The 12,567-nt window shown below is 69.5% G+C and carries 11 protein-coding genes; 6 read left to right on the top strand and 5 right to left on the bottom strand.

The features are described 5' to 3' along the window. Window positions 1-33 precede the first annotated feature (33 nt). Complete coding sequence (locus FV228_RS09290) at window positions 34-717, bottom strand: ABC transporter ATP-binding protein (RefSeq protein WP_147854355.1); 684 nt, start codon at window positions 715-717, stop codon at window positions 34-36. Window positions 718-924: 207 nt separating this feature from the next. Here FV228_RS09290 and FV228_RS09285 point away from each other — a divergent pair, with 207 nt between their 5' ends. Both FV228_RS09285 and thpR read left to right on the top strand, forming a co-directional pair. Next, window positions 925-1,524: an arylesterase gene (locus FV228_RS09285; protein WP_147854353.1), complete on the top strand. Its 600-nt coding sequence runs from the start codon at window positions 925-927 to the stop codon at window positions 1,522-1,524. Then, on the top strand, window positions 1,524-2,063 hold the full coding sequence (gene thpR / locus FV228_RS09280) for an RNA 2',3'-cyclic phosphodiesterase (protein ID WP_147854352.1): 540 nt from the start codon (window positions 1,524-1,526) through the stop codon (window positions 2,061-2,063). The genes FV228_RS09285 and thpR overlap by 1 nt, the downstream gene beginning before the upstream one ends. A gap of 45 nt (window positions 2,064-2,108) precedes the next feature. Here the strand turns inward: thpR and coaA are convergent, their stop codons facing one another. The 3 genes from coaA to FV228_RS09265 form a co-directional block, all read right to left on the bottom strand. Then, a complete protein-coding gene (coaA, locus tag FV228_RS09275) occupies window positions 2,109-3,098 on the bottom strand; it encodes a type I pantothenate kinase (protein WP_147854351.1) in 990 nt (329 codons plus the stop codon). After that, window positions 3,095-3,418 (bottom strand): phosphoribosyl-ATP diphosphatase, encoded by a 324-nt coding sequence (locus FV228_RS09270; RefSeq protein ID WP_147854350.1) that lies wholly within the window; start codon window positions 3,416-3,418, stop codon window positions 3,095-3,097. Before FV228_RS09270 ends, coaA begins: the two co-directional genes overlap by 4 nt. Before the next feature lie 256 nt (window positions 3,419-3,674). Further along, window positions 3,675-4,622 carry an aspartate carbamoyltransferase catalytic subunit gene (locus FV228_RS09265; protein ID WP_147854349.1) on the bottom strand — a complete coding sequence of 316 codons (948 nt, stop codon included), beginning with the start codon at window positions 4,620-4,622 and terminating at the stop codon, window positions 3,675-3,677. 193 nt (window positions 4,623-4,815) lie between these two features. Between FV228_RS09265 and FV228_RS09260 the strand changes: the two genes are divergently transcribed. The 3 genes from FV228_RS09260 to topA all read left to right on the top strand — a co-directional run bounded on the left by FV228_RS09260 (window position 4,816) and on the right by topA (window position 9,686). Beyond that, window positions 4,816-5,679, top strand: coding sequence for a cytochrome b/b6 domain-containing protein (locus FV228_RS09260; protein ID WP_147854354.1), 864 nt, complete (start codon window positions 4,816-4,818; stop codon window positions 5,677-5,679). Further along, the gene (locus tag FV228_RS09255) at window positions 5,676-6,626 is read left to right on the top strand and encodes a molybdopterin-dependent oxidoreductase (RefSeq protein ID WP_147854348.1); all 951 of its coding nucleotides are present in this window, start codon (window positions 5,676-5,678) and stop codon (window positions 6,624-6,626) included. Before FV228_RS09260 ends, FV228_RS09255 begins: the two co-directional genes overlap by 4 nt. Window positions 6,627-6,998: 372 nt before the next feature. Then, window positions 6,999-9,686 carry a type I DNA topoisomerase gene (topA, locus tag FV228_RS09250; protein WP_147854347.1) on the top strand — a complete coding sequence of 896 codons (2,688 nt, stop codon included), beginning with the start codon at window positions 6,999-7,001 and terminating at the stop codon, window positions 9,684-9,686. Window positions 9,687-9,732: 46 nt separating this feature from the next. On the opposite strand, the gene FV228_RS09245 is transcribed toward topA, so the two are convergent. Then, window positions 9,733-9,924 (bottom strand): hypothetical protein, encoded by a 192-nt coding sequence (locus tag FV228_RS09245; RefSeq protein WP_147854346.1) that lies wholly within the window; start codon window positions 9,922-9,924, stop codon window positions 9,733-9,735. Between the two features lie 342 nt (window positions 9,925-10,266). Between FV228_RS09245 and parE the strand changes: the two genes are divergently transcribed. Then, window positions 10,267-12,327 carry a DNA topoisomerase IV subunit B gene (gene parE, locus FV228_RS09240; RefSeq protein WP_147854345.1) on the top strand — a complete coding sequence of 687 codons (2,061 nt, stop codon included), beginning with the start codon at window positions 10,267-10,269 and terminating at the stop codon, window positions 12,325-12,327. The last annotated feature ends 240 nt before the right edge of the window (window positions 12,328-12,567 follow it).

The raw sequence follows: 12,567 nt of genomic DNA, 5'->3' as shown, positions 1-12,567 counted from the left end.
GGGAAGGGTCGGGGCGGGTGACCGTGCCGTGCATCAGGCGCTCACCGCCTCCTCGATCCGGCCGGAGCGCAGGCGCACGGTGCGGTCGCACAGGCGGGCGAGGCCGTTGTCGTGGGTGACCAGCACCAGGGTGGCGCCGCGGTCGCGCTTGAGCCGGAACAACAGGTCGACGATCTGCCGGCCGGTGGCCTCGTCGAGGTTACCGGTGGGCTCGTCGGCCACCAGGATCGCCGGATCGGGGGCGACCGCCCGGGCGATGGCGACGCGCTGCTGCTCGCCCCCAGAGAGCTGGGCCGGGTAATGGTGCAGCCGGTGCCCGAGGCCGACCGCCTCCAGCTCGGCGCGGGCGCGCTCTAGGGCGCCGGGCCGGTCGGCCAGCTCCAGCGGCAGCGCGACGTTCTCCAGCGCCGTCATGGTCGGCACGAGGTGGAAGGCCTGGAACACGATTCCGATCCGCCGGCCCCGGAACCGGGCCAGCGCGTCCTCGTCGAGGCGGGCGAGGTCGGTGTCCTCGATCACCACGCCGCCGGAATCCGGCCGCTCCAGCCCGGCCATCACCATCAGCAGGGTCGACTTGCCCGAGCCCGAGGGGCCGACCAGCCCGACCGCCTCGCCGCGATCGACGCTGAGCGAGATGCCGCGCAGGACGTGCACCCGCGCTGCCCCGCGGCCGAGGCTCAGATCGATGGCGGACAACGCGATCGCCGGCTCGCGCAGCACCTTGTCGTGGCTCACGGGGCGGACGATCTGTGGGCGATGACGAGCATGGCGCGCGAGGTCCTGTCTTGGTTTCAAACTTGGCTGCACGGGCCGTTGATGCAGCGCGATATGGGGCGCGCATTGGGGCCGCGCCATGACGGCGTTCGCCCAGCCCGACGGGCCGCCCTGTTTGTCGCAGCGCTAGCGGGTCTGGTGTTCCCTTTCATGACAGCGACCCACGCGGCGACCACCGGCCCGGTCAAGCTCGTCGCCCTCGGGGACAGCCTCACCGCCGGCTACCGCCTGCCGTCCGACGCGGCCTTCCCGACCGTGTTGGAGCGCCTGCTCAAGGCCAAGGGCGCGGACGTGACGGTCGCCAACGCCGGCGTCTCCGGCGACACCGCCACGGGCGGGCTCGACCGGGTCGACTGGTCGGTGCCGGATGGGACCGCCGGGGTGATCCTGGAACTCGGCGCCAACGACATGCTGCGCGGCACCGACCCCAAGGTCACCGAGGGGGCGCTCGCGGCGATCATCGAGCGGTTGCAGACCCGGGGGATCCCGGTGCTGCTCGCCGGCATGCAGGCCGCCCCCAATCTCGGCCCGGACTACAAGGCGCGGTTCGACGCGATCTTCCCGACGTTGGCCAAGCGCTACGACCTGATCCTCTACCCGTTCTTCCTCGACGGGATCGTCGGCGACCGGGCCCAGCACCTCGATGACGGGCTGCACCCGAACCGGCAGGGCGTGGAGACCATCGCGACCCGGATCCTCCCCACGGTCGAGACTTTTTTGGGGGGCCTCCGGCAGGGGGCGTCGCGCTGATGCCGCGCCTGTTCACCGGGCTCGCGATCCCGACGGAGATTGCCGAGGCGCTGCGGATCTATCGGGGCGGCCTGCCCGGCGCGCGCTGGATCGAGCCAGCCGACTACCACATCACCCTACGGTTCCTCGGCGATGTCGAGGTGCCGATGGCGGAGGACGTGCTGGAGGCGATGGCCGAGATGCGGGTGCGCCCTGCCCTCACGGTGACCCTCGATGGGCTCGGCATCTTCGGGGGCGACAGGCCGCGGGCGCTCTACGCGTCGGTGGTGCCGAGCCCGGAGCTGATCGACATCCAGGCCGAGCAGGAGCGGCTGGTCCGTCGGGCGGGCATCGAGCCCGAACGCAGGAAGTTCACCCCGCACGTCACCCTGGCCCGCCTCAAACGCGACGCCAGCCCGGAGGCGGTGGCGATGTATCTCTCGCAAGGGCCGGCCTTCGCGCCGCTTTCTTTTGCCGCCGACCGGGTGACGGTGTTCTCGGCCAAGGAATCGACCGGCGGTGGTCCGTACCTCGCGGAGGCTGAGCTTTCGTTCGTGTGAGGTGTCAGATCCGAACCGCACGCGCCACCGGATCCTGACCGGCCGCTACAACCTCCGCAAAGCCACGCTCTCGATCCGGTGGCTCGCGCCCTTGGTGAGGATCAGGCTCGCCCGCTGGCGGGTCGGTAAGATATTCTCGCGCAGGTTCGGCAGGTTGATCGTGGTCCAGAGCCGGTCGGCGATGTCCAGCGCTTCGGTCTCCGGCACCTCGGCGTATTTTCGGAAGTACGAGCGCGGGTCCCGGAACGCGGTCTGGCGCAGCTTCATGAACCGGGTGACGTACCAGCGGTGCAGGTCGTCCTCGTGGCCGTCGAGATAGATCGAGAAGTCGAAGAAGTCGGAGACGAACGGGATCGCGGTGCCGTCCCGCGGCAGGCGGGCGGGCTGGAGCACGTTCAGGCCCTCGACGATCAGGATGTCGGGGCTCTCGACCACCCGCTCCTCCCCGGGTACCCGGTCGTAGACCAGGTGGGAATAGAGCGGCGCGGTCACGCGCTTGTGCCCGGCCTTCACGTCGTGGAGGAAGCGCAGCAGCGAGGCGGTGTCGTAGCTCTCCGGGAAGCCCTTGCGCTCCATCAGGCCGTGCTCAGCGAGTTCGGCATTCGGGAGCAGGAAGCCATCGGTGGTGACGAGGTCGACCTTCGGGGTGTTGGGCCAGCGGGCCAGCAGGGCGGCCAGGATACGCGCGGTGGTCGACTTGCCCACCGCCACCGATCCGGCCAGCCCGATGATGTAGGGGGCCTTGGTCTCGCGCTCGGCCAGCAGGAAGCGCTGCGTCGCCTTGAACAGCCCCTGCGTCGCCGCGACGTAGAGCGAGAGCAGCCGCGACAGCGGCAGGTAGATCGCCACCACTTCCTCGACCGAGATCGGGTCGTTGATCGACTGCAGCCGCTCGATGTCCTCGGCCTTCAGCGTCAGCGGCGTGTCGGCGCGCAGCTGCGCCCATTCCTCGCGGCTAAACCGGCGATACGGCGAGAGCCGATCCGATTCGTCGAGGATCGCCTCGACCGAGCCCGGCAGTGCGGCCGCGTTCACGCGGGGCGCCTCGCGGCCTTCTCGGCGATTCCGCTCTGGGCGGTGCGGCGTTCCAGCTCCTCCATCCCGGCGTCGAGCTCGACGCCGCCGGCGCGGAGCAGAACCACCAGGTGGTAGAGCACGTCCGCGGCCTCGTTCCGCAGGCCGGTCTTGTCCCCCTGTACGGCCGCGATGGCCGCCTCCACGGCCTCCTCGCCGAGCTTCTTCGCCGCCTTGGCCGGCCCCTCGGACAGGAGCTTGGCCGTGTAGGAGGTCTCCGGGTCGGTCCCGGCGCGGCTCGCGACGAGCTTGGCGAGGTCGGCGAGCGTGTAGGCGGTCATGACGTGATCTGCATGTGAGGTCGTCTTTTGTGCAACGTCCCGGATATCCGATCCGGCACGATGCGCCAGCGTTTGATGGTGCATCATCGTTCCCCGAAAGCCGGCAACCACCATTCGGGATGATGCTCGAAGGTCCGGCCGAGGCCGTATTCGGCAGGAAACTGCGCTTCAGTCGCCCCGCGGGCAAGCAGCGCGGGTGAAGGCGGCCCGTCTTTGTCGGGCTTATGCGGTGTCGAAATCGATTCGGCGAAGGTGCTCAGCCGTTCGGCAGGTGCCGGGCCAGCGATTCCAGCACGGCCATGCGCACCGCCACCCCCATCTCGACCTGCTCGCGGATCAGCGACTGCGCGCCGTCGGCGATCTCCGAGGAGATCTCGACCCCGCGGTTCATCGGTCCCGGATGCATCACCAGGGCGTCCGGTTTGGCGAGCGCCAGCTTCTCGGCGTCCAGGCCGAAATACCGGAAATACTCTTTCACGGAGGGCACGAACGAGCCGTTCATGCGCTCGCGCTGGAGGCGCAGCATCATCACGATGTCGCAGCCGTCCAGGCCCTTGCGCATGTCCGTGAAGGTCTCGACGCCGAACCGCGCGATCCCGGCGGGCAGCAGCGTCGAGGGCGCGATCAGGCGGACCCGGGCGCCCATCGCCTGCAGCAGGATGATGTTCGAGCGCGCCACCCGCGAGTGCAGGACGTCGCCGCAGATCGCGACCTGAAGCCCCTCGATCCGGCCCTTGTTGCGGCGGATCGTCAGCGCGTCGAGCAGCGCCTGGGTCGGGTGCTCGTGCGCCCCGTCGCCGGCATTCACCACGGCGCAATCGACCTTGCGGGCGAGCAGGTGCACCGCGCCGGCCGATTCGTGGCGCACCACGATGATGTCCGGCCGCATGGCGTTCAGCGTCGCCGCGGTGTCGATCAGGGTCTCGCCCTTCTTCACCGAGGAGGAGGCGACCGACATGTTCATCACGTCGGCGCCGAGTCGCTTGCCGGCAAGTTCGAACGAGGATTGCGTCCGGGTCGAGGGCTCGAAGAACAGGTTGATCTGCGTCCGGCCCCGCAGGGTCGTGCGCTTCTTCTCCACCTGCCGCGAGATGTCGACGGCGGCGTCGGCCGCGTCGAGCAGCACCTCGATGTCGGGCCGGGTCAGGCCCTCGATGCCGAGGAGGTGCCGGTGCGGGAAGGCCGGAGGCGCGGGACTCGTCATAATGAGACCGGGGTGTAGGTCCGGCTGGTCGTTCCGGCAAGGCGGGCAGGCGCCTGCGGCCCTTTTCATGGCCTGTGCCTGCGGCCTTTATCTCTATGGTTGGTAACTTCGGCGCCCGCGCCACGTATCAGCCGGATCCCGCGGCATCCGCGCCGCCATCGCCTCGCGAGATGTACGCTTGAGAACCGATACTCTGGCCGCCGCCCCGGCGCTCGAAGCCCCGGAGACCGTCGACGCCTCCGGGCGGCGCTGGTTCTACCGGCACCCCGTAGTGATCCGGGTGGCGCACTGGGTCAACGCCGCGGTGCTGCTGGTGCTGCTGATGAGCGGCCTGCAGATCTTCAACGCCCACCCGGCGCTGTACTGGGGGGCGGTCTCGACCTTCGACGATCCGGCCCTGGCGATCACCAGCGAGCAGGGACGCGACGGCACGAATCGCGGCGTCGTGACGATCGGGTCGCACAGCGTCGACACGACCGGGGTGCTCGGCCTGTCCCGGGAGGGCGACACCGCGGTGGACCGGGCCTTCCCGGCCTGGGCGACCCTTCCGGCCGACCAGGATCTCGCCACCGGGCGGCGCTGGCATTTTCTGTTCGCTTGGCTCCTGGTGATCAACGGCGCGGTCTACCTCCTCTACGGGCTGTTCAGCGGCCAGCTCCGCCGCCGCCTGATCCCAGACGGCGACCAGATCCGCGACTTCGCCGGATCCGTGAAGGAGCACCTGCTGTTACGCTTCCCCGAAGGCGAGGAGGCCAAGCGCTACAACGTGATCCAGAAGCTCACCTACCTCGTCGTGGTGCTGGGCCTCCTGCCCGCCATGGTGCTGGCGGGGCTCGCCATGTCGCCGGGCGTCGATGCCGCCTGGCCCTGGCTGCCGGAGCTGTTCGGCGGCCGGCAGTCGGCGCGCAGCATCCACTTCATCGCCGCCGGGCTGCTGGTGCTGTTCGTCGTGGTCCACGTGCTGCTCGTTCTGGTCTCCGGCCTCGTCAACAACATGCGCGGCATGCTCACCGGCTGGTTCAGCCTGGGCCGTCCCGAGAAGGAGACCGCGCGATGATCCTGCACCGCCGAAAGCTGCTCACCGCCGGCGCCGGATTGGCGGGGACCGCCCTGCTCGGCGGCTGCGACCGCTTCGCCGGGACCGAGACCGGGCGCCGCACCCTCAAGGTCGGCGAGGACGCCAACCTGTTCGTCCAGCGGCTGCTGATGTCCCCCGCCACCCTGGCCCGGGAATACCCGGCCGCGATGATCTCGCCCTGGTTCAAGCCGAACGGCACCATCGACCCGCCGGATCGGAATTTTCGCGCGCTGGCGGCCAAGAAGTTTTCCGACTTCAAGCTGACCGTCGACGGGCTGGTGCAGACGCCGCTGTCGCTCAGCCTGGCGGACCTGCGCGGGCTGCCGGCGCGCACCCAGATCACCCGCCACGATTGCGTCGAGGGCTGGAGCTGCATCGGCCAATGGTCGGGCGTGCCGCTGGCCGAGCTGCTCACCCGGGCCGGACTGAAGCCGCAGGCGCGCTACGCGGTGTTCCACTGCGCCGACACGCTGGAATATGCCGGCGGCGGTCTCGAGGGCGGCGACGGCGCCTCCCTGTGGCGCCCCGAGCATCCCGGCTCGGTTCGCGACGGCTTCATCCACCTCGCGGCCGCCGAGGATTGGGGCGGCACACCGACCGCGACCGACGCGCCCAAGGACGATTGGGGCCAGGGCGCGCCGGAGCCGGAGGCGCCGGAAGATCAGCGGACCCCGATCCGCTACTACGAGAGCATCGACCTGTTCGACGCCGTGAACCCGCAGACGATCCTGGCCTACGACCTCAACGGCAAGCCGCTGCCGGTCTCGAACGGCGCGCCCCTGCGGCTCAGGGTGGAACGCCAGCTCGGCTACAAGCAGGCCAAGTACGTGATGCGGGTCGAATTGGTGGAATCGGTGGCGGGCTTCGGCCAGGGTAAGGGCGGCTACTGGGAGGATCGCGGCTACGAGTGGTACGCGGGGATCTGAACAGGTCGAGCCCGCCCCGCCGTCAGTGCGCGCGCGGCGGGGCAACCCGGTCTGGCGCGCGATCCCCGCGTGTAGCGCTGGGCGGGTCGCTTGGCTGGGCGGGTCGCTTGGCTGCGCGTCCCACGACGGCATGAGGCAAGCCGGCCAGGTCGACGGTGATCGCCCGCGATCCGCAATCCTGTCGGATTCGCGCCCCGCGCATGACAGCCCCCGGCGAGCCGCTCGGCGACCGTCGCCATTTGACAACCCGTGCCCCGTAACCCACTTGTCCCCGGCGCGAAGCCCCGGCCCGACGGCGGGCATTTGTCCCACGCGAATTTCGAACAGAATTCGTCCGTCGCGCCCAGGCTCCGTCGAGGGGCAGAGGTCTGAATGAAAGTCGTCGTCGTCGAGTCGCCGGCCAAAGCCAAGACGATCAATAAGTATCTTGGCCGCGACTATGAGGTGATCGCCTCCTTCGGGCACATCCGCGACCTGCCGGCCAAGGACGGCTCGGTCGATCCCGAGCAGGATTTCCACATGGTCTGGGAACTCGCGGACCGCGGCGCCAGCCGGGTCAGCGAGATCGCCAAGGCGTGCAAGGGCGCGGACAAGCTGATCCTGGCGACCGACCCGGATCGCGAGGGCGAGGCGATCTCCTGGCACGTCCTGGAGGCGCTGAACGCCCGCAAGGCGCTCAAGGGCATCCCGGTCGAGCGCGTCACCTTCAACGCCATCACCAAGGCCTCGGTCGAGGCGGCGATGCGCAAGCCGCGGGAGATCGACCAGGCGTTGGTGGACGCCTACCTGGCGCGCCGGGCGCTCGATTACCTCGTCGGCTTCAACCTCTCGCCCGTCCTGTGGCGCAAGCTCCCCGGCGCCCGCTCGGCCGGCCGCGTGCAATCGGTGGCTTTGCGGCTCGTGGTCGAGCGCGAGATGGAGATCGAGAGCTTCAAGCCGCGCGAGTATTGGTCGATCGTCGCGACCCTGACCACCAAGGACGGCGCGACCTTCGAGGCCCGCCTGGTTGGGGCCGACGGCAAGCGGATCCAGCGGCTCGATGTCGGCACCGGCGCGGACGCCGCCGCGTTCAAGCGTGACCTCGAACTCGCGAGCTTCCAGGTGGCGAGCGTCGAGGCGAAGCCCGCCAAGCGCCACCCGCAGCCGCCCTTCACCACCTCGACGTTGCAGCAGGAAGCATCGCGAAAGCTCGGCATGGCGCCGGCGCAGACCATGCGGGTCGCGCAGCGCCTCTACGAGGGCGTCGACGTCGGCGGCGAGACGGTCGGCATCATCACCTACATGCGGACCGACGGCGTCGACATGGCGCCCGAGGCGATCCAGGACACCCGCAAGGTCATCGGCACCGAGTTCGGCGACCGCTACGTGCCGGACGTCCCGCGCAAGTACAGCGTCAAGGCCAAGAACGCGCAGGAGGCCCACGAGGCCGTGCGCCCGACCGACATGAGCCGCCTGCCCAAGATGGTGGCGCGCCACCTCGAGCCGGAGCAGGCCAAGCTCTACGACCTGATCTGGACCCGCACGATGGCGAGCCAGATGGAATCGGCCGAGCTGGAGCGCACCACCGTGGAGGTGGCGGCGAGCGTCGGCCCGCGCCGGATCGACCTGCGCGCCACCGGCCAGGTCGTGAAATTCGACGGCTTCCTGGCCCTCTACCAGGAGGGCAAGGACGACGAGGAGGACGAGGAGAGCAAGCGCCTGCCGCCGATGAAGGCCGGCGAACCGCTCACCCGCGAGCGCATCACCTCGACCCAGCACTTCACCGAGCCGCCGCCGCGCTATTCCGAGGCGAGCCTGGTCAAGCGCATGGAGGAACTCGGCATCGGCCGGCCCTCGACCTACGCCGCCGTTCTCCAGACCCTTCGGGATCGTGAGTACGTCAAAATCGAAAAGAAGCGGCTGCAGCCGGAGGACAAGGGGCGCCTCGTCACCGGCTTCCTGGAGAGCTTCTTCCGGCGCTACGTCGAGTACGATTTCACGGCCGACCTCGAAGGCCAGCTCGATCGGGTCTCCAACGCCGAGATCGACTGGCGGGCGGTGCTGCGCGACTTCTGGAAGGATTTCTCCGCGGCGATCGGGGAGACCAAGGAACTGCGCGTCACCGACGTGCTGGAGGCGCTCAACGGCCTGCTCGGTCCGCACATCTTCCCCGACCGGGGCGATGGCGCGAACCCGCGCACCTGCACGGTCTGCGGCACCGGCCAGCTCTCGCTGAAGCTCGGCAAGTTCGGCGCCTTCATCGGCTGTTCGAACTACCCGGAGTGCAAGTATACCCGCCAGCTCTCGGCCTCGGGCGTCGACGGCGACGGGGACGGCTCCTCGGGCGAGGGCGGCCAGCCGGGCGTCCGGGTGCTGGGCGACGATCCCGTGACCGGCATGCCGGTGACGATCCGCGACGGGCGTTTCGGGCCGTTCGTCCAGCTCGGCGAAGCCTCCACCGAGAAGGACGCCGCGAAGCCGAAGCGCTCGTCGCTGCCCAAGGGCCTCTCGCCGTCCGAGGTCGGCCTCGACAAGGCGCTGGCGCTGCTGGCGTTGCCCCGTGAGGTGGCGCGCCACCCCGAGACGGGGGAGCCGATCCTGGCCAATCTCGGCCGGTTCGGTCCGTACGTGCAGCACGGGAAGATGTACGCCAATCTCGGCAAGGACGACGACGTGCTGGAGATCGGCGCCAACCGCGCCATCGACCTGATCGTCGCCAAGGAACAGGGCGGCGGCCGCGGCCGGGCTGCCGCCGATCCGGGCCGCCCGCTCGGCAAGGACGAGACGAGCGGGCGGGACCTCGTGGTCAAGGCCGGCAAGTACGGCCCCTACGTCACCGACGGCGAAGTCAACGCGACGCTGCCGAAGACCATGAATGCCGAGGCGCTGACCCTCGACGAAGGGATCGCGCTGGTGAACGCCAAGCGGGCGTCGGGCGGCGGCAAGCCGGCCAAGCGCAGCTCGGCCCGGAAAACGCCGGCGCGGGCGGCGGCCGGCGAGAAGAAGCCTGCGGTGAAGAAGACGGCCGCGAAGAAGCCGACGGCCAAGAAGCCGGCCGCGAAGAAATCCGGAGCCGGCTGAACGCCGGACTCGCTACGCGCGAAGGAACGCTCGGATTTCGTCGCGCCTAGGCCAGGTAGCCGATCGTCGCCGCCAACGCCGTGGCGACGGTCGCCAGCGTGATGGTCAGGCCGTTCACCAGCACCCAGGCCTGCGGTACGACCGAGGGCGCATCGTCCTCGCACCCGAAGACGGTGCCGGCGGCTTGCTCGAAACGGATCAGGGTGAGGCGGCGGGCCTCGATCGCGGCGTTGCTCATCGACGGCGGCTCCCGGACCACGGTCAAGATCTTTTCCGACCATACGCGGTCGGAGCCACCCGGTTCCGACCCGGGCGGCGGCTGAGAAACCGTTAACCCACGATTGTGCAACGTGGCGATGACGGCGCCGTCGCGCCCCGCCGGCCGCGCCCCTCGCTCGTGGCGGCGCAGCATGCGATGGTGGGGTGGTTCGGCGACGCACCGGACCCTCTGGATGTTTCTGTTTTGTTCCGCTATAAAGCGGGGATGAAGGCGCATGCTGCACGATCCCAGGTCCGATCGCCAAAGGCCCGTCTGCCCGACGCCGAGCCGGCCGATGCGCCGCGTGCGCGGAGGCCGCGCGTGAGCGATCCGGCGCGCGACCTGTTCGGGCCGGGAGCTAAGCCCCCTGCCCCGCGTCCTGCGGAGCCGCGGCGGCGGCTGGCGGAATCGGCCTCGGTCCCGGCCATCGCGGCTTCCGAGCCCGAGGCTGGCTACACGGCCTCCGACATCGAGGTGCTGGAGGGCCTGGAGCCGGTCCGGCGCCGGCCCGGCATGTATATCGGCGGCACCGACGAACGGGCGCTGCACCACCTCTTCGCCGAGGTGATCGACAATTCCATGGACGAGGCGGTGGCCGGCCATGCCAGCTTCATCGAGGTCGAGCTGGAGGAATCCGGTTCCCTGGTGATCAGCGACAACGGTCGCGGCATCCCGGTGGACCCGCACCCGAAATTCCCCGGCAAGTCGGCGCTCGAAGTCATCATGACGACGCTGCACGCGGGGGGTAAGTTCGACTCGAAGGTCTACGAGACCTCCGGCGGCCTGCACGGCGTCGGCATCTCGGTGGTGAACGCCCTGTCCGACCTCCTCGAAGTCGAGGTCGCCCGGAACCAGACCCTCTACCGCCAGACCTTTTCGCGCGGCCATGCGCAGGGGGCCCTCGAACTCGTCGGACGGGTCCAGAACCGGCGCGGCACCCGGGTGCGGTTCCACCCCGATGCCGAGATCTTCGGCTCCCTGAAGTTCGACCCGCGCCGCCTGTTCAAGATGGCGCGCTCCAAGGCCTACCTGTTCGGCGGCGTCGAGATCCGCTGGCGCTGCGCCCCCGCCCTGCTCGAAGGGCTGGAGGGCGTACCGGCCGAGGCGGTGCACCGGTTCCCGGACGGGCTGCGCGACTACCTGGCCCGGGACATCGAGGGCAAGGACCTGGTCACCGATGCGATGTTCACCGGCAAGGTGACCAAGCCCGGCTCCCACGGCTCGCTCGAATGGGCGGTGGCCTGGATGGTCGCCGAGGACGGCTTCTCGCATTCCTACTGCAACACCATCCCGACGCCGGAGGGCGGCACCCACGAGGCCGGCCTGCGGGTGGCGCTGCTGCGGGGCCTGCGCGAGCATGCCGAGCGTGTGAACCAGGCCAAGCGCATGACGGCCGTGACCACCGACGACGTCATGGCGACCTGCGCGTCGATGATGTCGGTATTCATCCGCGAGCCGGAATTCCAGGGCCAGACCAAGGACAAGCTCGCCACCGTGGAGGCGCAGCGCATCGTCGAGACGGCGGTGCGGGACGCCTTCGACCATTGGCTGGCCGCCTCCCCGGCCCAGGCCAACAAGCTGCTGGACTGGGTGATCGACCGGGCCGAGGAGCGGCTGCGCCGGCGCCAGGAGAAGGAGGTCGCCCGCAAGAGCGCGACCCGCAAGCTGCGCCTGCCCGGCAAGCTGGCCGATTGCTCGGCCGCCGGAACGGCCGGCTCGGAGATCTTCATCGTCGAGGGCGATTCCGCCGGCGGCTCGGCCAAGCAGGCCCGGGACCGGACCACCCAGGCGATCCTGCCCTTGCGCGGCAAGATCCTCAACGTCGCGTCGGCGTCCCGGGACAAGCTCGGCGCCAACCAGCTGATCTCGGACCTCACACTGGCGCTCGGCTGCGGTACCGGTGCGGCCTTCCGCGAGGCGGATCTGCGCTACGACAAGGTGATCATCATGACGGACGCCGACGTGGACGGAGCCCACATCGCGTCGCTGCTGATCACGTTCTTCTACCGGCAGATGCCGAAGCTGATCGACCGCGGCCATCTCTACCTCGCGATCCCGCCGCTCTACCGGCTGCAGCAGGGCTCGAAGGTCGTGTATGCGCGGGACGACGCCGACCGGGAGCGGATCACCAAGACGGTGTTCAAGGGCGGCAAGGTCGATATCGGGCGCTTCAAGGGCCTGGGCGAAATGATGCCGGCCCAGCTCAAGGAGACCACCATGGACCCGAAGAAGCGCACGCTCCTGCGGGTCGCGATCCTCGAAGAGGCCCGGGAATCCACCGGCGATACGGTGGAGCGCCTGATGGGCAACAAGCCCGAGGCCCGCTTCGCCTTCATCAGCGAGCGCGCCGCCTTCGCCGAGGGGGCGGATCTGGATATCTGAGACGGGTGGTCGCTGCCCTCAGGGCTGAGAGCCGGGTTTCCAAAGGGCGTGCCCTTTGGCGAGACATTAGGGCAGAGCCCCGATGTCTCGGGCGAAGCCCCGGCAGCAGGGTTTGGGTCTGGCGCAATCTCGATGCAGGGGGGCTCATGGTATACCGATCAGCCGAGCTTCGAGCAGGTCGAGTTTGGCGCGGCCGAACATCTGTCGCTTCACGAGCTTCAGGCGGGTAATCTGCCCTTC

This window comes from Methylobacterium sp. WL18 (assembly GCF_008040015.1).
In the GTDB taxonomy this organism is placed as follows: Bacteria; Pseudomonadota; Alphaproteobacteria; order Rhizobiales; family Beijerinckiaceae; genus Methylobacterium; species Methylobacterium mesophilicum.
The sequence above is the reverse complement of the archived record's forward strand: the minus strand, read 5'-3'. Positions and strand labels throughout refer to the sequence as shown.

Excerpts from the sequence above, each read along its gene's own strand:
- FV228_RS09270 (WP_147854350.1), bottom strand. The coding sequence starts at position 3,418 with ATGACCGCCTACACGCTCGCCGACCTCGCCAAGCTCGTCGCGAGCCGC.
- FV228_RS09265 (WP_147854349.1), bottom strand. The coding sequence starts at position 4,622 with ATGACGAGTCCCGCGCCTCCGGCCTTCCCGCACCGGCACCTCCTCGGC.
- FV228_RS09245 (WP_147854346.1), bottom strand. The coding sequence starts at position 9,924 with ATGAGCAACGCCGCGATCGAGGCCCGCCGCCTCACCCTGATCCGTTTC.
- topA (WP_147854347.1), top strand. The coding sequence starts at position 6,999 with ATGAAAGTCGTCGTCGTCGAGTCGCCGGCCAAAGCCAAGACGATCAAT.
- thpR (WP_147854352.1), top strand. The coding sequence starts at position 1,524 with ATGCCGCGCCTGTTCACCGGGCTCGCGATCCCGACGGAGATTGCCGAG.
- FV228_RS09255 (WP_147854348.1), top strand. The coding sequence starts at position 5,676 with ATGATCCTGCACCGCCGAAAGCTGCTCACCGCCGGCGCCGGATTGGCG.
- FV228_RS09285 (WP_147854353.1), top strand. The coding sequence starts at position 925 with ATGACAGCGACCCACGCGGCGACCACCGGCCCGGTCAAGCTCGTCGCC.